The organism is Aestuariibaculum marinum, from assembly GCF_014596975.1.
In the GTDB taxonomy this organism is placed as follows: domain Bacteria; phylum Bacteroidota; class Bacteroidia; order Flavobacteriales; family Flavobacteriaceae; genus Aestuariibaculum; species Aestuariibaculum marinum.
In genome coordinates, this window is sequence record NZ_JACVXD010000015.1 from 1 (window position 1) to 22,079 (window position 22,079).

General features: G+C 35.5%; 15 protein-coding genes and 2 tRNA genes. 11 read left to right on the top strand and 6 right to left on the bottom strand.

Translation table 11 applies throughout. The features are described from left to right. Positions 1-76 precede the first annotated feature (76 nt). Positions 77-346: a (4Fe-4S)-binding protein gene (locus tag ICJ85_RS15410; protein WP_188224698.1), complete on the bottom strand. Its 270-nt coding sequence runs from the start codon at positions 344-346 to the stop codon at positions 77-79. A 153-nt stretch (positions 347-499) separates the two neighbouring features. Beyond that, complete coding sequence (locus tag ICJ85_RS15415; protein WP_188224699.1) at positions 500-2,086, bottom strand: peptide chain release factor 3; 1,587 nt, start codon at positions 2,084-2,086, stop codon at positions 500-502. Between the two features lie 446 nt (positions 2,087-2,532). Between ICJ85_RS15415 and ICJ85_RS15420 the strand changes: the two genes are divergently transcribed. From ICJ85_RS15420 to ICJ85_RS15450, 7 genes are all read left to right on the top strand, one after another. Further along, a complete protein-coding gene (locus ICJ85_RS15420; RefSeq protein ID WP_188224700.1) occupies positions 2,533-2,832 on the top strand; it encodes a hypothetical protein in 300 nt (99 codons plus the stop codon). A 353-nt stretch (positions 2,833-3,185) separates the two neighbouring features. Beyond that, positions 3,186-10,940, top strand: a complete 7,755-nt coding sequence (locus tag ICJ85_RS15425; RefSeq protein WP_188224701.1) for a DUF7507 domain-containing protein — start codon at positions 3,186-3,188, stop codon at positions 10,938-10,940. A 14-nt stretch (positions 10,941-10,954) separates the two neighbouring features. Then, on the top strand, positions 10,955-11,890 hold the full coding sequence (locus ICJ85_RS15430) for a PorP/SprF family type IX secretion system membrane protein (RefSeq protein ID WP_188224702.1): 936 nt from the start codon (positions 10,955-10,957) through the stop codon (positions 11,888-11,890). A gap of 11 nt (positions 11,891-11,901) precedes the next feature. Beyond that, entirely contained in the window at positions 11,902-13,854 is a 1,953-nt protein-coding gene (locus ICJ85_RS15435; protein ID WP_188224703.1) for an OmpA family protein, read from the top strand. Positions 13,855-13,977: 123 nt separating this feature from the next. Continuing rightward, positions 13,978-14,502, top strand: coding sequence for an isopentenyl-diphosphate Delta-isomerase (idi, locus tag ICJ85_RS15440; RefSeq protein ID WP_188224704.1), 525 nt, complete (start codon positions 13,978-13,980; stop codon positions 14,500-14,502). Next, the gene (locus tag ICJ85_RS15445; RefSeq protein WP_188224705.1) at positions 14,502-14,912 is read left to right on the top strand and encodes a 6-pyruvoyl trahydropterin synthase family protein; all 411 of its coding nucleotides are present in this window, start codon (positions 14,502-14,504) and stop codon (positions 14,910-14,912) included. The genes idi and ICJ85_RS15445 overlap by 1 nt, the downstream gene beginning before the upstream one ends. A 3-nt stretch (positions 14,913-14,915) precedes the next feature. Next, the gene (locus tag ICJ85_RS15450) at positions 14,916-15,884 is read left to right on the top strand and encodes a type I phosphomannose isomerase catalytic subunit (RefSeq protein WP_188224706.1); all 969 of its coding nucleotides are present in this window, start codon (positions 14,916-14,918) and stop codon (positions 15,882-15,884) included. A 38-nt stretch (positions 15,885-15,922) separates the two neighbouring features. On the opposite strand, the gene ICJ85_RS15455 is transcribed toward ICJ85_RS15450, so the two are convergent. Further along, complete coding sequence (locus tag ICJ85_RS15455) at positions 15,923-16,294, bottom strand: hypothetical protein (RefSeq protein WP_188224707.1); 372 nt, start codon at positions 16,292-16,294, stop codon at positions 15,923-15,925. A 455-nt stretch (positions 16,295-16,749) separates the two neighbouring features. Between ICJ85_RS15455 and ICJ85_RS15460 the strand changes: the two genes are divergently transcribed. From ICJ85_RS15460 to ICJ85_RS15470, 3 genes are all read left to right on the top strand, one after another. Next, on the top strand, positions 16,750-17,019 hold the full coding sequence (locus ICJ85_RS15460) for a hypothetical protein (protein WP_188224708.1): 270 nt from the start codon (positions 16,750-16,752) through the stop codon (positions 17,017-17,019). 62 nt (positions 17,020-17,081) lie between these two features. Next, positions 17,082-17,155: transfer RNA gene (locus ICJ85_RS15465), tRNA-Thr, on the top strand. An 84-nt stretch (positions 17,156-17,239) separates the two neighbouring features. Continuing rightward, positions 17,240-17,313: transfer RNA gene (locus ICJ85_RS15470), tRNA-Thr, on the top strand. Between the two features lie 156 nt (positions 17,314-17,469). Here the strand turns inward: ICJ85_RS15470 and ICJ85_RS15475 are convergent. Further along, complete coding sequence (locus tag ICJ85_RS15475; RefSeq protein ID WP_188224709.1) at positions 17,470-18,165, bottom strand: DUF4369 domain-containing protein; 696 nt, start codon at positions 18,163-18,165, stop codon at positions 17,470-17,472. A 51-nt stretch (positions 18,166-18,216) separates the two neighbouring features. Then, entirely contained in the window at positions 18,217-19,527 is a 1,311-nt protein-coding gene (locus ICJ85_RS15480; protein WP_188224710.1) for a DUF819 family protein, read from the bottom strand. Positions 19,528-20,168: 641 nt separating this feature from the next. Here ICJ85_RS15480 and ICJ85_RS15485 point away from each other — a divergent pair. After that, positions 20,169-20,834, top strand: a complete 666-nt coding sequence (locus tag ICJ85_RS15485; RefSeq protein WP_188224711.1) for a M15 family metallopeptidase — start codon at positions 20,169-20,171, stop codon at positions 20,832-20,834. A 1-nt stretch (position 20,835) separates the two neighbouring features. On the opposite strand, the gene ICJ85_RS15490 is transcribed toward ICJ85_RS15485, so the two are convergent. Next, positions 20,836-22,077: a DEAD/DEAH box helicase gene (locus tag ICJ85_RS15490; RefSeq protein WP_188224712.1), complete on the bottom strand. Its 1,242-nt coding sequence runs from the start codon at positions 22,075-22,077 to the stop codon at positions 20,836-20,838. Positions 22,078-22,079 lie beyond the last annotated feature (2 nt).

Here is a 22,079-nt window from a genome sequence, read left to right on the forward strand (position 1 = left end):
TCATATTAGAGTAAGAAAGAGGGACTTTAGTCCCTCGTGTAACAAACCTATGGACTTCAAGTCCATAGTGGTTTAGTTATACTGCTGTTTCTAATACAGGCTTCTTTTTTACTTCAGCCTTTTTGATACTTCGTTTACGTTTGTATTTTAAAGCACCAGACGGGCAGCGGTTAACCTGTTTTATGATACGTTCTGCATCGCTGGCGTCTAAATCAATCCAAGGAATTATAGAGGTTCTAAAAACGTCTGATAATTCTTTTCTACATTTTTCAGCATGGATACAAACGCTGGGTTCATAAGTTACAGTAATTTCAGAATTACTGAAAGTATTAGCTTCTGTTTTCATAGGTTTTAGCAATTTTTGGGGTATGAACGTGTTACAAATTTAACTAACTATAACGTTGTAGTATAATTTATCTGACTAACGTGTGATATACCCGATAATATGCCGGAATTAAATTTGATGAATTATTATAATTTAGTTTTGTGTTGTTATAATTTAAAATTCTGAGGTAAAATGGAATGTAATACTCGGGTAGGTTTGCTGTGTCATTTGCAGCGAGAACGCCGAGTCTGCTAAAAAGACCAACTGTCCGTGTTTGTCTTTTGCTAAGTAGCGTTGTTTTACACGTAAAAACTCTTTGTACTCTTCACTTTTCTCGTCTTCAGCTTCTACCCAACAAGCTTTATGTACATTTAAGTTCTCATACGAACACTTGGCGCCATATTCATGCTCCAGGCGGTATTGGATAACTTCATACTGTAAAGCACCAACGGTACCAATTACTTTTCGTCCGTTTAATTCTAAAGTAAATAACTGAGCTACCCCTTCGTCCATAAGCTGGTCGATACCTTTATATAATTGTTTCGATTTTAAAGGATCGGCATTATTAATATATCTAAAGTGCTCTGGAGAGAAACTCGGTATACCTTTGTAATTAATAGTTTCGCCTTCGGTTAGGGTGTCTCCAATTTTAAAGTTTCCGGTGTCGTGTAGTCCAACAATATCACCGGGATATGAGATATCGACAATTTCTTTTTTCTCAGCAAAGAAGGCATTAGGACTTGAGAATTTTAATTTCTTACCATTCCTTACATGTAAATACGGCTTATTTCTTTCAAAAGTTCCAGAAACAATTTTAATAAATGCCAGGCGGTCTCTGTGATTAGGGTCCATGTTGGCATGTATTTTAAACACAAATCCGCTGAAGTTTTTCTCATCTGGATTTACCAGTCGCTCCTCACTGTGTTTTGGTCTTGGTTTTGGAGCAATTTCAACGAAGCAATCTAATAGTTCACGAACACCAAAGTTATTTAATGCAGAACCAAAGAATACGGGCTGTTGGTTTCCGCTTAAATATTCTGCTTTATCAAATTCAGGGTAAATACCTTCTACAAGTTCAATTTCATCTCTTAATGTATTGGCAGACGATTCGCCAACTAATTCATCAAGTTGTGATGACGATAAATCTGAAATCTCAATAGTTTCTTCAATATTTTTTCTACTGTCACCACTAAACAGATTAACGTTTTTCTCCCATATGTTATAAATACCTTTAAACTCGTAACCCATACCAATAGGGAAACTTAAAGGCACTACTTTTAATCCTAATTTTTGTTCTACTTCATCAAGTAAATCGAAAGCATCTTTACCTTCACGGTCTAATTTGTTGATGAACACAATCATAGGAATGTTTCGCATTCTACAAACTTCAACCAGTTTTTCAGTTTGTTCCTCAACCCCTTTTGCAACGTCAATTACAACTATTACGCTATCAACAGCCGTAAGTGTTCTGAACGTGTCCTCGGCAAAATCTTTGTGACCAGGCGTATCTAAAATATTAATTTTAGTGCCATTATATTCAAAGGCAAGTACCGAAGTCGCTACCGATATACCACGCTGACGCTCAATTTCCATAAAGTCACTGGTAGCACCTTTCTTGATTTTATTACTTTTAACCGCCCCAGCTTCTTGAATAGCACCACCAAAGAGAAGTAATTTTTCGGTTAATGTTGTTTTACCGGCATCTGGATGTGAAATAATACCAAAAGTACGACGTCTGTTAATCTCTTTTTGAAAACTCATAATTATAATTTGCAAATGGGCTGCAAAGATACTATTAATAAATGCAAAACATATAAATGAATTTGATGTATTTACAAATTTTATAACCAAGTAAAACTGTGTTTAATTTTTTATGATTACCAGGTGTAAATAGTACTTTTTTGAGAGTTAAAGAGTACGAGTTAGAAGGTTTTAGATGATACAGTTTGTCGAAAAAACTGTTTTTGTATTATATTATTTATTAACTTACAGATGTTCTTAAAATGAAGAGTAGCAAAAAACAGTAAAATATTAACATTTTTTAATATCATTTTTAGCTTTAGTTTTAAATCATTTAACTTCTCTCTAAATAATAATTTACTACTGAAAAATGCTTCGATATTGCCTTAAATAAAGGTGTTAATGACATTAAAGGATTTTTTATTATCATTTAAAAAAATCATTAATTAATAGCAAAAGTATTATTTATGGATAAAACTGCTTACTCTTTATTTGGATTAAAACCGTTAACAGTATTAAACCTCATGTTAGGTTTTGAACCCATAATTTTTGAAAAGATTAGACTAACGCATGTTAAAAAATTATATATATTATTAATTATTCCTAACACGATTGTCAAACCAACTTCTCTCTGGCAATCCCCTTCCAAAAACCCAAACCAAGTTCAACCACAACCACCGCAACAGTTTGTTTTTTTCAAACAGTTGTACAAACATGTTCTGCGTATTAGAGGTGATGCACCTTTAACGTATGAAAACTATGGGTAATCGAGATTGTTCGATTTAAACTTAAGAACACTACCAGAAGGTAAGTACTGGGTTTATTTCTAGATGCTTAACTGTATTGGATGGATGTATTATATACAAATATTGTACGAATATAAAACTATATAAGAGGATAAATAATATTAAAATAATACTTTAATAAGAAAATTTATATAGTTTTGTCTCGTAATACGTAAAACTTATAACTCAAATAAAAGACTCAAAATAATTTATTAAAAAGGTTTAATAGCACATTTTAAAATCAATTTTCTCCTTAAAATTTTTAATAGCATAGAAAATTACTGTGTAATCGCACAGGAAGAGAATTAAGAATTTAACCCTAAACCAAATAAATTATGAAGAACTCTACTTGTTCGAATTTAAAGTCAGGAGATTTTATTCGGAGTATGTATTCAAGTTTTGTATTACTGTTCTTTTTACTGCTAGGTTTTCAAACTAGCGCTAATAGTAACACGGACGAAAATTTAGAAATTCTAGCACCTCCTAATGCAGTTGCTTGTAATACCGATATTCCGATTGCTATAACCTCTTCTGATTATACTGATTTAACAGTTACAGAGAGTATAACAGGATTGTTGTCATTGGGGTCTATTGTAAATGAGGACAATGTTACTGATGCCGATGTGTCCAATTATGCAAGTATAATTTCTGTGGCAGGTGTTGGTACAACTTATACCATTCGTGTTGAAGATACAACTACCGATGAGTATTTTACGGGGGGTGGATTTGCTGGGTTTTTAATTGAAAATCCGGGATTACTTCAACTCGATTTACTTAATAATACCACAATACGAACCTATTTAGATGGAGAACTTAAAGAGTCGTCATCGGGTGGCGCTTTGTTGGCATTGAATACGTTAATATTGGGTTCTGATAGTTTTTATGCCGGATTTTATACCACTGAAGATTACGATACCATTGAGATTTCGATTTCTAGTGTACTAAGTGTAGCTACCACAACATTTGTGTATCATGCTGTAACCAGTAGTTTTTGTGCAGGACCAGATTTAGAACCTAACACACCAACAGCCTTTGTTAAACCAACATTTCCGGCACGTATTGTTGACCAACATACAGGAACAAGTGGCGTAACAGTTGGAAGTGTTAATGATGCCATGAACGCAGTAGACTCTAACCCTAATAATTATGCAAGTATAGATTTAATAGCGAGTGTTTTAGGCTCCGGAAGCATTGCTATTAAAGATGCTATTACCGATTACCCGGCGGGAACTTACGCAGGGTTTGATATTGAAACGTCTTCAGTATTGAATTTAGCCCTATTAGATAATTTCACGATAATAACTTATCTGGATGGTGTTCAGCAGGAAGTAAGAACAGGTAGTTCTGAATTGCTTTCACTTGATAGTGGCTTGTTATTAACTGGTTCTGAACGTTCACAGGTGGGATTTGTAACCACTATGCCTTTTGATGAAGTACAATTAATATTAAACCAGCCTGTGTCTGTAGATTTAGGAAGTACGCGAGTTTACGGTTTAGTCTTAGAAGCTTTTGCCCAGGGTGAGTTGGAGTGCACAACGCCAACGGTGTTAAATAATCCCAATCATCCCGTGATTATAAATAATAACCATACAGGTGTTAACGGTGTTGCTTGCGTTGCTTGTGAAGTCGATAATGCAACAAATGTTATTAGTGAAAGCACATCCGACTTTGCTATGATTAACGTAACTGCTGGAGTGGCAAGTACAGCTTCTGTCGCTGTTGAGAACGTTCTGGGAGTTTATCCTGCAGGAACTCAGGCCGGATTTACTATTCGTGACACAAACGATATTTTACAAGTCGATTTATTAAACTCGTTAACCGTAACCACCTATTTAGATGGTATTGTTCAGGAAACTGAAACCGGTAGCGGACTTTTAGCGCTTGAAGCTCTAGGTTTAGTCAGTATTAATCCTTCGCAAACTAATGGTTTTGAATTGGTAGGATTTACAACCACATTGCCATATGATGAAATTCAATTAACGGTTGGGGCATTGGTAGGTGCTATAAATAGTATAGAGGTTTATGGAAGTTATGTTGATAAATCTATGTATATAGAAGGAACAGTAAACAATGAGTCCGCCATTAGTGCGGCCGATGGAACGCTTTCAGTTTCAGTAACAGGAGGTATGCCTCCATATGCTTATTCATGGAGTCCAGGAGGACAAACATCAGCATCCATTTCAGGATTAAACGCAGGAACCTATTCGGTTACTGTTACAGATTCTGAAGGTTGTGAAAGCATAGCCGAATTTATAGTGTATACCGATGGTGTTCAGTATCCGGTACCGTGTAATACCGAAGATTCCGTAGCCATTACCAGTGCTGGATTTACAGATTTAACTGTAACGGAAAGCGGTACAGGTTTAGGGGTTACGAATTTAGATAATATTATAGACCCGGACTTGACTAATTACGCGACTATTTCTACCACACTGGGAGTGGGAGTAACCAATAGTATTTTAGTTACCGATACAACTTCAGGAGAATTTTTCGAGGCCGGAAGTTATGCTGGATTTTTAATAGAGGACAGTTCTTTACTCCAGGCAGAATTATTGAATTCAATCACGATAACAACATATTTGGAAGGAAATGAACAGGAAACCCAGACCAATACCTCACTTTTAGCTTTAGATAGCCCGATTTTAACTGGCGATGAAATATCTGTTGGTTTTTATACCACTGAGAATTATGATGCCGTTGAAATAACAATGTCCAGTGTTGCAGATCTATTGGTGTCTACAAGGATATATTATGCCGTTACTAATGCGTTTTGTGCAGGTCCAGATTTAGCGTGTAATACAGCCACACGATTAACGAAACCTAATTTTCCAGTACGAACGGTTGAAGAGCATACTGGTGTTGGCGGACTGGTTACATTGGGTAGCGTTAATAATATAAACAGAGCAATAGATTCTAATCCTAATAACTATGCCTCAATAGATTTGTTGGCGGGCGTTGCAGGAACAGCTTCCATTGCTTTTAAAGACGAACTTACAGATTACCCAGCGGAAACATATGCTGGTTTCGATATAGAGAATGCTTCCGTTTTAACGACCGATTTATTAGACGCCATTACCATATCAACATATTTAGATGGTACTTTAGTAGAATCTAAAACAGGAGGAACAGAATTAGTTCCCGTAGATTCTGGTTTGTTACTTACCGGAAGTCAATCGATGCGCTTAGGGTTTATGACGACCCAACCTTTTGATGAAGTTCAACTGTCATTAAACCAGTTGGTGTCTTTAGATTTAGGTAGTACGCGTGTTTACGGTATGGTACTTCAAACATTTTGTCCGGGAACCATCAATTGTGATGAACCAGTTGTGCTTTCCAATCCAAACGATTCTGTAATTATTAATAACGATAATACAGGAACAGATGGGCTGGCTTGCGTGGCTTGTGAAGTTGATAATGCAGTAAATGCAATTTCAGAAGATACTTCAGATTTTGCTTTAATAAATATAGTGGCAGGAGTTACAGGGGAGGCTTCCATCGCGGTAGAGGATGTTCTAATGGATTATCCTGCTGGCACACAAGCTGGTTTTGTAATTCGTGACACTAACGATTTACTTCAGGTAGATTTATTAAATACATTAACAGTTACAACCTATTTAGATGGTGTTCAACAGGAACAACAAACATCAGCAAATTTGCTGGCTCTTGAAGCTTTAGGTTTAGTGAATATTACGCCAACAAGTACCGACGGGTTCTATGTTGTGGCTTTTACAACAACTACAAGTTTCGATCAGATACAATTATCCGTAGGGTCGTTAGTTGGTGTCATAAATGCTATTGAAGTTTATGGAGGATATGTAGATACTACAAATACATCATTCTGTGATAATGCTCGAATAGCGCTATTAAAACAGGGCGTATTTAATGATTTAGATGGTGATGGTTGTACAAATGTAAATGAAACCATAACTTATACCTACACCGTAACAAATACGGGAACTGTTAGTATTGAAAATGTAGAATTAACCGATCCTATTTCAACCGATCCGTTGTTGCTTGCTTCAGGTGATACCGATGGTGACGGCGAATTAGATGTCGATGAAACATGGATTTACACTTTCGATTATTTAGTAACCCAGAATGATATCGATGCTGGTTTAGTAACTGGTCAGGCAACAGTAACAGGAGTTAGTACAGGAGGAGATAACGTAAGCGATTTATCAGATAGCACCGATATTTTAGCCGATAATCCAACTGAAACACCACTTTGTCAAACTGAAGATATTGCTCTGGTTAAACAGGGGATGATTAATGCCAGTGGCCCAAATGGTTGTACAGAAGAAAATGATACTATAGACTTTGTGTTTACAGTAACAAACGAAGGGAATACGACATTAACTGCGGTTAATATTATTGATCCAATGGTTGGATTGGGAACCATTACATATAGTTCAGGTGATACCGATGGCGATAGCGAATTAGATGTTGAAGAAACTTGGGTTTATACGGCTTCTTATACTATTACTCTTGCAGATTTAACACCTGCAGATCCTTCTCTTCCTGCTGCTGTATCAAATCAAGCAACAGTTACAGCTTCAACGGTATCTGGAGGTACTGTTTCAGATTTATCAGATGATGATAGTGTATTAGAGGATGATATTACTGTAATAGATTTGTGTCAAAACCCAGATATAGCACTAATTAAAACAGCAGTTTTTAATGATGAAGATGCCGATGGATGTAGTAATGTAGGGGAAACGTTAACCTATACGTTTACGGTAACAAATCAGGGGAATACAGGTTTAATGAATATAACGTTAACCGACGATATGTTCCCGAATTCAACTGATATAACTTTGGATTCAGGTGACTTGAATGATGCCACCATTTTAAATGTTGGAGAAGTGTGGGTGTATTCTGCAACTTACACCTTAACACAGGATGATATCGATAGCGGAAGTATTACTAATCAGGCAACGGTTAGCGGGGAGTCTACAGAAGGAGATGTTGTTCAAGACGATTCTGACGATGATAGTATTCTTCAAGATCAACCTACTGAAACCACAATCTGTCAGTCGGCAGGAATTGCAGTAATTAAAGAAGGCGCATTTAATGATGCTAACTCAAACGGTTGTAGCGATATAGGAGAAACCATTTCATATACTTTTACAGTAACCAATACCGGTAATGTAAGCATTGAAAACGTAGTATTAAACGACCCCATGTTAGGAGGGGGTTTAACTTTAGCATCTGGTAATACTGACTCAGACACTGAGTTAGATGTTAATGAAACATGGATTTACACTGCCAATTATACCATTACACAATCCGATATTGATGCTGGATTAGTAAGTAATCAGGCCACATTAACCGGAATAGGTGTCGATGGCACTCCGGTAACAGATTTATCAGATAACGATAGTATAACAGAAGATGAGGTGACAGAAACTTCGCTTTGTCAAAATCCGGCCATAGCATTAATAAAAGAGGCTGTGTTTAATGATACTAACGGCAATATGTGTAGTAACGTAGGGGAGACAATAACTTATACGTTTACGGTTACTAACCAAGGAAATATTAGTATTAACACCGTAGGCGTAACCGATCCAATGTTAGCGAATCTCATTACTATGGTGTCAGGTGATACAGATAACGATATGCAGTTAGATGTCGATGAATCTTGGGTATTTACAGCCGATTATGTTATTACACAATCTGATATTGATGTCGGTATGGTAAGTAATCAAGCTACTGTTAATGGTGTTGGTGTAGACGGTACTCCGGTAAGTGATTTATCAGATAACGATAGTGTCTTAGAAGATGAGTTAACCAATACAACCCTGTGTCAATTTTCAGATATAGCCTTAATTAAAACAGCGGTGTTTAATGATACAAACGCTAATGGTTGTAGTGATGTAGGGGAAACCATTTCATATACGTTTTCTGTAACCAATCAAGGTAACGTCAGTATTAATACAATAGAATTAACAGACCCATTATTAGGAGGAACACCATTATTTTTAGCGTCTGGTGATATTGATGCAGATAGTGAGTTAGATGTAACTGAAACCTGGGTTTATACCGCTGAATATACCATCACACAACCTGATATTGATGCGGGAATGGTAAGCAATCAGGCAACGGTAACAGGTATTGGTGCCGATGGTACAAATGTTAGCGATGTATCGGATGATGATAGTATTCTTGAAGATGATACTACAGAAACTACATTATGTCAATCTTCAGCGATTGCTGTAATTAAAACAGCAATGTTTAATGATGCTAATAGTAACAACTGTAGTGATGCTGGTGAAACTATAACCTACACGTTCTCGGTAACCAATCAGGGAAATACAAGTATTTCAACCGTCGTGTTAAACGACCCATTACTTGGCGGCGATGTAACTTTAGCTTCGGGAGATACAAATTCAGATAACATTTTAGATGTTACAGAAACTTGGATTTATACTGCCGATTATACCATCACACAATCTGATATTGACGCAGGAATGGTAAGCAATCAGGCAACGGTAACAGGTATTGGTGCCGATGGTACAAATGTGAGCGATTTGTCGGATGACGATAGTATTCTTGAAGACGATACTACAGAGACAGCAGTTTGTCAATCTTCAGCGATTGCTGTAATTAAAACAGCAGTATTTAATGATACAAACAATAATGGTTGTAGTGATGCAGGCGAAACCATAACCTATACGTTCTCGGTAACGAATCAGGGGAATACAAGTATTTCAACCGTGGTGTTAAACGACCCATTACTTGGTGGCGATGTATTTTTAGCTTCGGGAGATGCTAATTCAGATAACATTTTAGATGTTACAGAAACTTGGGTTTACACCGCCGACTATACCATTACACAATCCGATATCAATACGGGGTCAGTGAGCAATCAGGCAACGGTAACCGGCATTGGTGCCGATGGAACAAATGTTAGCGATTTATCAGATGATGACAGTGTTCTGGAAGATGAAATGACAATCACAAATTTATGTCAGTCAGAAGGTATTGCTTTAATAAAAACAGCCATATTTAATGATGAAGATGGTGATGGTTGTAGCAATATAGGAGAAACTCTAACCTATTCTTTTGCGGTTTATAATCAAGGAAATACAGTCATTGGAAGTATAGTTATAACTGATGCCATGTTAGGGAATCAGGTGACTTTAGCTTCGGGTGATACCGATTCAGATAATGAACTCGATGTAGATGAAACCTGGGTGTTTACAGGAACTTATGTGTTAACGGATTTAGATATTAATGTAGGTGAAATCACTAATCAGGCTACAGTTGAAGGCGTAAGCGTTATAACCGGAGCCAATGTAGCCGATATATCTGATGATGATAGCGTTCTTGAGGATGATGAAACCGTAACCACCTTGTGTAACATTAGTTCAATTGCACTTGAAAAAATGGGCGTGTTTAACGACGAGAATGGAAGTGGAGCCATGCAGGCTGGTGAAACCATTACTTATTCATTTATTGTTTATAATACTGGTCAAACCACTTTAACTAATATCACACTTCAAGATGATATGTTACCAGGTATTGTACTTGAAGGCGGTCCAATAGCCGAATTACAACCGGGAGAATCCGATAGTACAACCTTTACGGCAACATACACCATTAGAGCCGAAGATTTAGAGAATCCAACCATAACTAATCAAGCAACCATTACAGCCCAAGATCCTTCAGGTAACCCGGTTACCGATATGTCTGATGATCCTTTTAATACTACAGATGTAGACATGAACAATAATGGTGATCCCGATGATCCTACGGTTCTGGTTTTACCAACTGCTGATGAAGCTGATTTTGAAATCTTTAATGGTATTTCTCCGGATGGCGATGGATTGAATGATTTCTTTAGAATTGAAGGTATCGACAATTACCCGAATAATAATCTACAAATATATAACAGATGGGGTGTTTTAGTTTACGAAACTAATGGCTACGGAATAAACGGTAAGGTCTTTACCGGGATTTCAGAAGGACGTGCAACAATCAGGAAAAATGAAGAATTACCAACCGGTACCTACTTCTATATCCTAACACGATTGCTTAGTAATGATGATCCCTTAGTAAATAAAGGATATTTATACATTAAAAGAAACTAAAAAACACAGACCTCATGAAATATTATTTATTATTACTGTTAGCATTTATAAGTGTTAACTTCAGTTTTTCGCAACAAGATCCGCAGTTTACGCAGTATATGTATAATACGCAAGTGGTAAACTCGGGATATATGGGCTCTAAAGACGCACTAGGTTTGGGTTTATTATATAGAACGCAATGGGCTAGTTTTGATGGGGCACCTAAAACAGGAACCTTCACTATACATTCACCCGTTGGTTTATTAAAACGAATGGCTTTAGGACTTTCTATTGTTAGCGATAAAATAGGCCCTTCAGATAAAACAAACTTTGTAGTAGACTACTCTTATTCTTTGATTTTATCAGAGCAATCAAGACTCTCCTTTGGTTTAAAAGGAGGTCTTGATATTTTTAATGTCGATTATACCAAGTTGAATTTATACGATGGTACAGATCCGCAGTTTCAGGATAATATCGATAATAAAATTATTCCGCAGGTTGGTGCTGGTATTTATTATAATACCGACAGGTTTTATGCAGGATTGTCGGTTCCAAACTTCTTTAATACAAAACATTATAACGAAAGTAGTGTTGATAATGTTGAAGATGATGCCATAGCTGTAGATCGTTTACATTACTTCTTTATTGCGGGGTATGTGTTCGACCTGAGTGAAAATTTAAAATTTAAACCAGCAACTATGGTTAAGGCAGTAAGTGGTTCGCCATTACAAGCCGATGTCTCTGGTAACTTTCTAATCCATGAAAAGCTAACCTTAGGAGCAGCCTATAGATGGGATGCGGCGGTGAGTGCCATGGCTGGATTTCAAATTACCAATCAGTTATTTATAGGAATGGGGTACGATTTTCAAACTACCGATATCGAAAAACACAGCGATGGGTCTTATGAAGTCTTCCTGAAATTTGACCTGTTCAAGAAAACAGAACGTATACTAACCCCAAGATTCTTTTAAACTTCCATATTATGAAAAAATACAATTATATATTATGCTTTCTATTTGGGTTGTTTCTGAGTACGAATGCGTTTGCTCAAGTGGGGCAAGTAGAAAAAGCCAATGCAAAATACGATAAATACGATTATATCGATGCCCGAGAGATTTACTTAAAGGTGGTTGATAACGGTTATAAGTCGGCCGAGATTTATAGGAAACTAGGGGATACCTATTATTTTAATAGTGAGTATTCCGGAGCTGCAAAATGGTACTACGATTTAACAAAAGATTTTCCAGATGAAGCAACACAAACCGATTATTTTAGAGCAGCACAATGTTTAAAAAGTATAGGTCAGCTTGAAGAGTATAATAAACTAATGGCTGAATATAAAGCACGAGGCGGAATGGCTAAATCGGTACATCACTATAAAAATATTGCCGATACCTTATTTGAAAAAGGCGTTAATGATAAACTGTTTGAAATTGAAAAAGTAGCCGTTAATACTAGTTATTCCGATTTTGGTCCGGCGTTTTATGGCGATAAAATAGTTTTTGCTTCCAGCGATAGCGACATGAAACCTGCCGAAAGTCAGTCGGCCGATTTATCAGGTTGGGATAATCAGCCTTTTTTAGATCTTTACGAGGCAACATTAGATGAGAACTTAAATCTAAATAAGGCAAAAGCTTTAAAAGGGGATGTTAATTCACCTTATCACGAATCTACAGCCGTATTTACCAAAGATGGAAATACCATGTATTTTACCAGAAATAATTATCTGGATGGTAAAAAGGGACACAATAAAAATAATGAAGTAAAGCTTAAAATATACAAAGCTACAAAAACGGGTGATGCCTGGGGAAATATTAAAGAGTTACCTTTTAATGATGATAGTTATTCGGTGGGGCATCCGGCGTTGAGTCCTGAGGAAGACCGACTTTATTTTGCTTCCGATATGCCTGGAACTTTAGGGATGTCAGATATATGGTATGTTAAACTTTTAGGCCCTGATATTTATAGCGATCCCGTTAATATGGGTGAAGTTATCAATACGCCAGCCAGAGAAACTTTTCCTTTCGTTAGTCAGGAAAATTACCTGTATTTTTCAAGTGATGGCCATGCCGGTATTGGTGGTTTAGACATTTTTACAACTAAAGTGGAAGGCGATATGCATCATGCTATTTTATCGTTTGGCGAACCTATAAATAGTACAAAAGATGATTTTAGTTTTATTATTAAAGAAGGAAGAATAGGTTATTTTGCGTCTAATAGAGATGGTGATTTGGGCAGTAAGAGTGATGATATTTACCAAATATGGGAGCGTTGTGAAATTCAAATTGAAGGGCCTGTAGTTGAGGAGAAAACAGGAAAGCTGATTCCAGGTGCTGAGGTGTATCTTTTAGATAGCGATTATAATGAAATAAAAAAGCTAGTTGTTGGTGATGACGCAACCTTTTCATTCTTGTTAGACTGTCAGGAGCAATACATTATTCGAGCAAAAAAGGAAGGTTACGACCCAAGAGAGGAAGTTATAGAAACCCCCGAGAATCCTAAAACAATCGAAATGCCTATTAAGCTGAATATGCCGTTAGCTTTAAAACCATCTGATCCCTGTCCGCCAGACGATTTAGGATGCAGATTAACACTGCAGCCTATCTATTTCGATTTCGATAAATCGGAAATCAGACCCGATGCTGAGGTGGAATTAGCAAAAATTTTAGCCGCATTAAACGAGTACCCAAAACTTAAAATTCACATTGAATCGCATACCGATTCCCGTGGTAGCGATGCGTATAATTTAAAATTATCAGAGCGTAGAGCACAGTCTACGTTACAATGGCTTTTAGGTAAAGGTGTTAGTAAAGACAGGCTTTCCGCTAAAGGTTATGGTGAAACACAATTGTTAAATAATTGCTCCAATGGAGTAGAATGTTCTGAAGAAGAACATGAACTTAACCGCCGATCTATGTTTATTATTGTAGAGTAAAGTTGGGTTAATAGTTAGTTGTTGCAGTGCCTTGCTTGTATATGCAAGCAGGGCATTGTGTTTTTTAAAAAGATGTTTTAAAGCATTAGTAAACCACATTCTATTTTGTACTTTTGTTACACTATGAAAGAAGAACAAGTCATTTTAGTCAATGAAAACGATGAGCCTATTGGTTTAATGCCAAAAATGGAGGCTCACAAAAAAGCATTATTACACCGCGCATTTTCTGTATTTATTTTTAACGATAAAAACGAATTGATGATACAGCAGCGTGCGGCTCATAAATACCATTCCCCTTTATTATGGACCAATACCTGCTGCAGCCACCAACGAGAAGGTGAGTCAAATATAGCAGCAGGAAAGCGTAGATTACAGGAAGAAATGGGCTTTGTGGCAGAACTTAAAGAAACCACGTCGTTTATTTATAAAGCACCTTTTGATAACGGATTAACGGAACATGAATTCGATCATATTATGATTGGGTACTTTAACGATGAGCCCAATATTAATCCAGATGAGGTGGCAGACTGGAAATGGATGTCTTTAGAAGCTGTAAAGGAAGATATAGCACAGCAACCAGGAATTTACACCGAATGGTTTAAAATTATTTTCGATAAATTCTATCAACACATTAATGTGACAAAATAATGAAAGTAACCGTTAACAGAAAGGCTCACTTTAATGCTGCGCACAGGCTTTTTAAGGAAGGCTGGAGCGATGAGAAAAATCTTGAGGTTTTTGGCAAATGTAGTAACCCTAATTATCATGGGCATAACTACGATTTGGTAGTTAGTGTTACCGGAGAAATCGATGAAGAAACAGGGTTTGTTATGGATATGAAAATCTTAAAAGAGATTATTAGAGAAGAAGTAGAAGAACCCTTAGATCATAAAAATTTAAATTTAGAAGTAGAAGCGTTTAAAACCTTAAACCCTACAACAGAAAACATAGCGGTTTATATTTACAATCAAATAAAACCAAAATTAAATAAAGATTTAAGTCTCGAGGTTACGTTGTATGAAACACCTCGAAACTTTGTAACGTATTCAGGAACTTAAACTATGAGTCAATTGTATCCATTAAAATTTAACCCGATTTTAAAAGATAAAATCTGGGGTGGTCAAAAATTAAAAACCTTATTAAATAAACAATCAAACCTGCCTAATATAGGTGAAAGCTGGGAAATAAGTGATGTTGAAGGCGATACATCTATCGTTTCTAATGGAAGCTTAGCCGGACAATCCTTAAAGGAATTATTAGAAACCTATAAAGGCGATTTAATAGGGGAGAAGAATTACAAGGTTTTTGAAAATAAGTTTCCGTTATTAATAAAATTCATCGATGCTAAACAGGATTTGTCTATACAATTGCATCCTAATGATGAGTTAGCTGCTGAAAGACATAATTCTTTTGGAAAAACAGAGATGTGGTATGTGTTTCAGGCCGATGAAGATTCTAATTTAATAGTAGGCTTTAATCAGGATATGACTGCTGAAAAATACTTAGAACATCTGGAGAATAAGACACTGACCAAGATTTTAAATTTCGATAAGGTTCAAACTGGAGATACTTATTTTATAGAAGTTGGTAGAGTGCATGCTATTGGTGCAGGCGTTATGGTTGCCGAAATTCAACAAACTAGTGATATTACATATCGCGTTTACGATTGGGATCGCGTTGATGATCAAGGAAATGAACGTGAATTGCATAACGATTTGGCTATTGATGCGATTGATTTCGATATGCCTGATAATTTTAGAGTAACTTACGACAAGACTGAAAACACGTCTAATGAAATGGTAAGTTGCCCGTACTTTACAACAAGTTATTTAAAAGTTACCGAACCCTTAAAAAAGGAGAACAAAGAAGATTCCTTTTTAATTTATATGTGTGTTGAAGGCGATGCTGAAATTTCTGCGAATGGTGTTACCGAATCCATTAAAAAAGGAGAGACGCTATTACTTCCGGCAGCAATAAAGAATTTTGAGATAAAGGCAAAAGACGCTACACTTTTAGAGGTGTATGTATAAACAAAAAAAATCCCAAGTCATGCACTTGGGATTTTTATTTAACAAGCTGTTTTGCTTTCGTTAATCTGGACGTTATCTACAGGGAAATTAAATAAAGCACTACAAACTCTTTCGTGATGATTTAAGGTGTTTTTTGGTTTTGTAACCAAAATATTTACCAAATAGCCATTAGCCGTTTGTTTTACTAACTGCGCTTGTATGGTAAGTTTATCTTTCACAAAAGCATTTTTATGCATTTTAAATTTATAATCTGTAAATTCAGGAACCTCCTGTAAATAAAATCCTTTAACAGGAATTGCAGCAATATCCTTTACGGTATCGTAAAGTGTGCTTGGTAATAAAAATCCGTTAGCGTTACTTATTTTTTTTGTTACTATAAATGGTACGTTTGTATATGTGTTAGTGTTCATAATTTTAAATTTTAAGTGTGCAACAATATGGGTATGAGTCTGTAGTGGCTAGGCATAAACCATAAGGCCTTGGCTGTATAACATAACTTAATTAACGATTGGACGGTTTGGGTAATGGATTTGATTGTTTTCATGATTCAAAAAATTAATGGTTATAAATTGTTTTAAAATAAAAAAGGTGCTTTTTGTAAAAAGCACCTTTTGTTGTTTATAGTTGTGTAATATACGTTACATGTATTCAAGATGCTCACAGGATTGTTTAGACTTTAACATAGCAAAAGCGACCGTGCTCCACTGTTGCGAAATACGGGTACAAATCTGCTTATATGACATTCTAATTGTGTTCATCGAAGTAAATTTAAGTATAATTTTTTTATTATCGATTATTTAATTTAAAAATACGTGATTTTATTTAGGATTAATGTAATTTTGCGGCAAATAAAACACAAATAATTATGGCAAATAAAAGAGACCTTAAAAAAGACATCAACTATGTATTAGGAGACATTATTGAGGCGGTTTATGTTTGGGAGTATGCTAATACAGATAAGGATACTAAAGAAAGTTCTGCTATTGTAGATGAAGCTATTGATACTTTTGATGAATTAATTGCAAAGGTGAATGCTAAGCCAGTTGATAGTGCAAAGGCTCATTTTAAAGCAATTAAAAATGAGTTAGAAAGCAAAGGAAATGAACTGATTGAAAAAATTAATAAATTAAGTTAATTTTTTTTGACGGATTGTTTGCAGATTTAATTTAAGAGATTATATTTGCACCCGTCAAAAACGCCGATATAGCTCAGCTGGCTAGAGCAGCTGATTTGTAATCAGCAGGTCGTGGGTTCGAGTCCCTCTATCGGCTCTAAAAGCTTCACAAAAAGTGAAGCTTTTTTATTGACAAAACAGCATTCAAATTTATCTTGTTTATTTTGAGTGTGTTAAGAATGCCGATGTAGCTCAGCTGGCTAGAGCAGCTGATTTGTAATCAGCAGGTCGTGGGTTCGAGTCCCTCCATCGGCTCAAAAAAGCTTCACATTATGTGAGGCTTTTTTATTGGGATTTATTAATAAAGGTGCTATTACGCATTAGTTCATAATGTAGAATAGTAAGGGTTAGACAAAAAAAAGACATTCAGATTACTGAATGTCTTTTTTGTTTTTTGGTGTCTAGTGTTATTTATTCCGAATCTTTTATTTTGTCGATAAAGCTTTGTAATTCTTTACCGTATTTAGACATTTTTACATTTTCAGATAAAGAATTATTAATCGTGTCTAATAAATTTATTTTAGCATTGTAAATTTCAGATAAAGCTAAGTAAGGGGCTACCTCACTGTTTTTGTTATTTAAAGCGAAATTAACCGTAAACAAATAGCGTCTCTTAATAAGGTTTTGAGACATTTTATCCAGGCTATCTATCTTTTCTTGATCGTTTTCTTTTTTAGCCTCGAAACTAGCCTTAATTAAATCCAGGTTTTGGTAGTTAAGTCGGCTAATCATGTCGTTATAGCTTTCTAGAACCTTTTGCTGTTCAGAACCTTTAATTTTAGCATCTACTGCAAAATTTTTAACCGTGGTATTAATTTCGGTAATGCCTTTGTCTGCGAAAAAAGAGATTCTTTCGTTTTCGGCTGTATTTTTATTTAGGTATAAAAAGAACATTTCTGGAGATTCAATAGTGCTATGTAGTTCTAGTTCGGAATTTCCGTTTACTACAATAGAATCAACGGTTACCAATGCTGTGTCTTGAATTTTTTTTAGATAAACCGTTCCTTTTTTTAAGCCTTTAATGTTTGTTTTAACTGTTAAATCGTGTTGTTCCTTTCCGCAGGAAATAATAGATAATGCTAAAATTAAAAATGCAATTTTTTTCATGTATTAGTTTGTATTTAAAGTCGCAAATATGCTAATAAAATTTGGTAATTATCAAGTGGCAGAAGCCAATTCCATTAAAATAGTACAAACAATAGCAGAAATGGTTCCTATGGCGTAGCCGAATACAGCTAGCAATACACCAACAGTGGCTAGTGATGGATGAAAGGCCGAAGCAACAATAGGAGCCGAGGCAGCACCACCTACATTTGCCTGACTACCGACCGCTAAAAAGAAATAAGGTGCTTTTATAAGTTTGGCAACTAAAATTAAAAGTCCGGCATGAATACTCATCCAAACCAGTCCTACAGCAATAAGTCCTACGTTATCGAAAATAAGTTTTAAATCCATTTTCATTCCGATAGAGGCAACTAAAATGTAGATGAAAATACTACCAATTTTACTGGCACCGGCACCTTCGTAATTTTTCGCTTTGGTATAAGATAAAAGAATAGCTGTAACCGTAGATAAACTAATCATCCAAAAGAATTCAGAATCTAAAAACGTGAACATATTACGAGTCGTTGCATTTTCTATAGTAGCAACTAGGCTGCCAAAAAATGGAGCAATGTATCCCGAAAGAAAGTGCGAAATACTTACTGTACCAAAAGCAATAGAAAGCATGAGCATATAATCTGTTAATGTAGGGTTCTTTGTAATGCTTTCAGTATAGGTAGATACCTTTTCTTTTAAATTCTCTATTGATGAGGTATCGGCTTTAAGCCATTTATTTATTTTATCTCGTTTACCAATACCTATTAGTAATACAGCCATCCAAATATTAGCGACTACAATATCGACAAACACCATACCTCCATATAGTTTTTGGTTGTACCCGTAAATTTCCAGCATCGCGGTTTGATTTGCTCCGCCACCAATCCAGCTTCCAGCCAGGGTGGATAGTCCGCGCCATACAGCATCGGGACCTGCACCACCAACGGTTTCAGGAGAAAAAATGGATATTAATAGAATAGCAATAGGACCACCTATAATAATACCAACGGTACCTGTAAAAAACATTATAAGTGCACGCCAACCTAAGTTGAATACGGCTTTTAAATCTATGCTTAGCGTCATTAAAACAAGAGCGGCAGGTAATAAAAACCGACTGGTAATGAAATAAATACTGCTCTTGTGTTTTACAACTTCATTTGCTTCGTTTACGGTTTCCCATTCGGGAGCAATAAGTCCGCTTGAAGTTAATATAGCCGGCACCATATAAGCCATGAATAGACCAGGAACAATTTTATAAAATTTGGGCCAGAATCCTGTTGTTCTGGATTCTGTGTAAAATACAAACCCTAAAGATAACATGAGTAGTCCAAAAGTAATCGTATCGTTTGTAAATATAGGAGAATTATGCATTATGTAATTGGTTTTTTAAAAGGCGGCAAATTAGTAATAATATGTCAATCTATTTAATAATTACTCAATAATAACGGGTTAGGAGACTGAAAGGAATAATAATGAAAATATGGAATAAGGAAATATTACTTTGGCACAGTAATTGTTTTCTAATAAACAGTTGCATTCTAATAAAACGTTTATTGAGTGGTTACTTTAAACTTTTAGAATTGCACTTCATATTTTTGGTTGGTTAGTTAAAGTAAAAAAGGTCTCTGTTGAGACCTTTTTTTAATTTAATTTTAATCAGATACTACAAATAAAATAGAAAATAGCGAGGTAATTTATAATTCTAAAAAGTGTATTTCGTCGATAAAACACTTATTTTAATCCTTAAATGTTAAAATTTTATGTATTTCGTCGAATATTAATGTATTTTGTCGTTTAGTAATGTTTAATAATTATATCTTTGAAGTGTACTAAATAATATACTTTTTAGTTCAATGGATTAATTAATTAATATTTGCATTATGTTGTTATTAAGGAAACCCTAAATCTACATCGTAATATAAAAGCAAATTAGAAAAGACCGAGTTTGAGGGAACTCGGTTTTTTTGTTTACCATAGTTTGAGATCCCTGTATTTTAACTATTTTAGCAAGCATGAATTGCTTTGTTAAACTCTTTTTTCTTTTCTGTGTTTCATTTTCATTTGCCCAACTGCCAGAAGGCTTTGTATATGCTAAAGAGGTTATTCCGGATTTAGATGTGGATTTGAGATATTATTCCTCAAATAATTTTGTAGGAAAGCCGGTTGAAGGCTATCTAACCAATAAATTAATCCTGACAAAACAAGCAGCTTTAGCTTTAAAACAAGTGCAGGAGGAATTACAAAGTCATAATTTATGTTTATTGGTATTTGATGGTTACAGACCTCAACAAGCGGTTAACCATTTTATGAGTTGGGCTAAGGATTTAAATGATACCATAAACAAGCATAGGTTTTATCCTGACGTTGCAAAACAGCACCTGTTTAAAGAAGAATATATTGCAACGCGCTCTGGACATAGCAAGGGGAGTACGGTGGATTTAACGATTATAGACGGGAATACAGGACAACCTTTAGATATGGGCAGTAATTTTGATTTTTTCGGAGAAGCTTCATGGGTTAATTACAGTCATATCACGGAAAAACAAAAAGCTAACCGAAAGCTATTGCAAACGGTTATGCTAAAACATGGTTTCAGAAATTATCCAAAAGAATGGTGGCATTTTACCTTAAGGAAAGAGCCGTTTCCAGCTACTTATTTCGATTTTCCAGTTAAGTAAGTTAATACCAACGCTTCTTTTTCTTTTTAGAAGCCTCACTCTTACGTCCCTTTTTATGTTTGCTTCCCGTTTTATTTGACTTATGAACTATGGGTTTTGCTTTTGGATCTAAAGGGTATGGATGGTCTTCAACAACATCCAGTTGTAATTGAATAAGCTGTTGAATGTTTTTAATATACGTTTTTTCATCTGCAGAACATAAAGAATATGCTGTTCCGCTTTTTCCTGCTCTTGCCGTTCTACCAATACGGTGTACGTAGGTTTCAGGAATGTTGGGTAAATCAAAATTGATAACGGCATCCAATTCGTTAATATCAATACCACGGGCAGCAACATCTGTGGCGATTAAGATGTTTACGTAACCATTTTTAAATTTATTTAAGGCTTCCTGACGTAGGTTTTGGGTTTTGTCACCATGGATACTATCTACTTTATAACCGTTTTTTAATAAGGTTTTTTCCAGTTTATCAACGCCAAATTTGGTGCGTCTAAAAATAATAATACTTCCCTTTATGGTGTTTCTTAGTAAATGTAAACACAATTCAATTTTATTACGTTTCGGGACGTAATATAACACCTGATTGATGTTTCTTGAGGTTGAAGAATTTGGAGCGACTTCAATACGTTCAGGCGCTTTTAAAATAGTGTTTGCTAACTGTTCTACTTTATAAGGAATCGTTGCTGAAAACAATAAAATCTGTTTCTCTTTTGTACACAGACGTTCAATTTTTTTAACATCGTCAATAAAGCCCATATCTAACATTAAATCGGCCTCATCTAAAACTAGGGTCTCAACATAATCGAGGTTAACAATGTCTTGTTTGTGTAAATCTAAAAGCCTGCCGGGAGTGGCTATTAAAATGTCAACACCTTTATTTAAAATATCCTTTTGAGGCTCGATAGATGTGCCCCCAAAAATTACAGCAGTTCTTAAATTAGTATACGTGCTGTAAGTTTTAAAGTTTTCAAAAATTTGAACAGCGAGTTCTCTGGTTGGACTTACAATTAAAGCTTTAATTTTTTTTCCGTTTTTAGGCGCATCTTGGTAATCGAAAAGGGATTGCAAAATAGGAAGTGCAAAAGCAGCAGTTTTTCCTGTTCCGGTTTGTGCCGATACAATAACATCTTTCTTTTCTAAAACAAATGGAATGGTTTTTTCCTGAACCAAAGTGGGGTTGTCGTAACCGGCTTCGGCAATGGCTCTTAAAATGGGTTTATTTAATTGTAAGTCTTTAAATGACATAG

What these genes read in the sequence shown, in the direction of transcription:
- ICJ85_RS15410 (WP_188224698.1), bottom strand. Translation starts at nt 346, where the DNA reads ATGAAAACAGAAGCTAATACTTTCAGTAATTCTGAAATTACTGTAACT.
- ICJ85_RS15415 (WP_188224699.1), bottom strand. Translation starts at nt 2,086, where the DNA reads ATGAGTTTTCAAAAAGAGATTAACAGACGTCGTACTTTTGGTATTATT.
- ICJ85_RS15420 (WP_188224700.1), top strand. Translation starts at nt 2,533, where the DNA reads ATGGATAAAACTGCTTACTCTTTATTTGGATTAAAACCGTTAACAGTA.
- ICJ85_RS15425 (WP_188224701.1), top strand. Translation starts at nt 3,186, where the DNA reads ATGAAGAACTCTACTTGTTCGAATTTAAAGTCAGGAGATTTTATTCGG.
- ICJ85_RS15430 (WP_188224702.1), top strand. Translation starts at nt 10,955, where the DNA reads ATGAAATATTATTTATTATTACTGTTAGCATTTATAAGTGTTAACTTC.
- ICJ85_RS15435 (WP_188224703.1), top strand. Translation starts at nt 11,902, where the DNA reads ATGAAAAAATACAATTATATATTATGCTTTCTATTTGGGTTGTTTCTG.
- idi (WP_188224704.1), top strand. Translation starts at nt 13,978, where the DNA reads ATGAAAGAAGAACAAGTCATTTTAGTCAATGAAAACGATGAGCCTATT.
- ICJ85_RS15445 (WP_188224705.1), top strand. Translation starts at nt 14,502, where the DNA reads ATGAAAGTAACCGTTAACAGAAAGGCTCACTTTAATGCTGCGCACAGG.
- ICJ85_RS15450 (WP_188224706.1), top strand. Translation starts at nt 14,916, where the DNA reads ATGAGTCAATTGTATCCATTAAAATTTAACCCGATTTTAAAAGATAAA.
- ICJ85_RS15455 (WP_188224707.1), bottom strand. Translation starts at nt 16,294, where the DNA reads ATGAACACTAACACATATACAAACGTACCATTTATAGTAACAAAAAAA.
- ICJ85_RS15460 (WP_188224708.1), top strand. Translation starts at nt 16,750, where the DNA reads ATGGCAAATAAAAGAGACCTTAAAAAAGACATCAACTATGTATTAGGA.
- ICJ85_RS15475 (WP_188224709.1), bottom strand. Translation starts at nt 18,165, where the DNA reads ATGAAAAAAATTGCATTTTTAATTTTAGCATTATCTATTATTTCCTGC.
- ICJ85_RS15480 (WP_188224710.1), bottom strand. Translation starts at nt 19,527, where the DNA reads ATGCATAATTCTCCTATATTTACAAACGATACGATTACTTTTGGACTA.
- ICJ85_RS15485 (WP_188224711.1), top strand. Translation starts at nt 20,169, where the DNA reads ATGAATTGCTTTGTTAAACTCTTTTTTCTTTTCTGTGTTTCATTTTCA.
- ICJ85_RS15490 (WP_188224712.1), bottom strand. Translation starts at nt 22,077, where the DNA reads ATGTCATTTAAAGACTTACAATTAAATAAACCCATTTTAAGAGCCATT.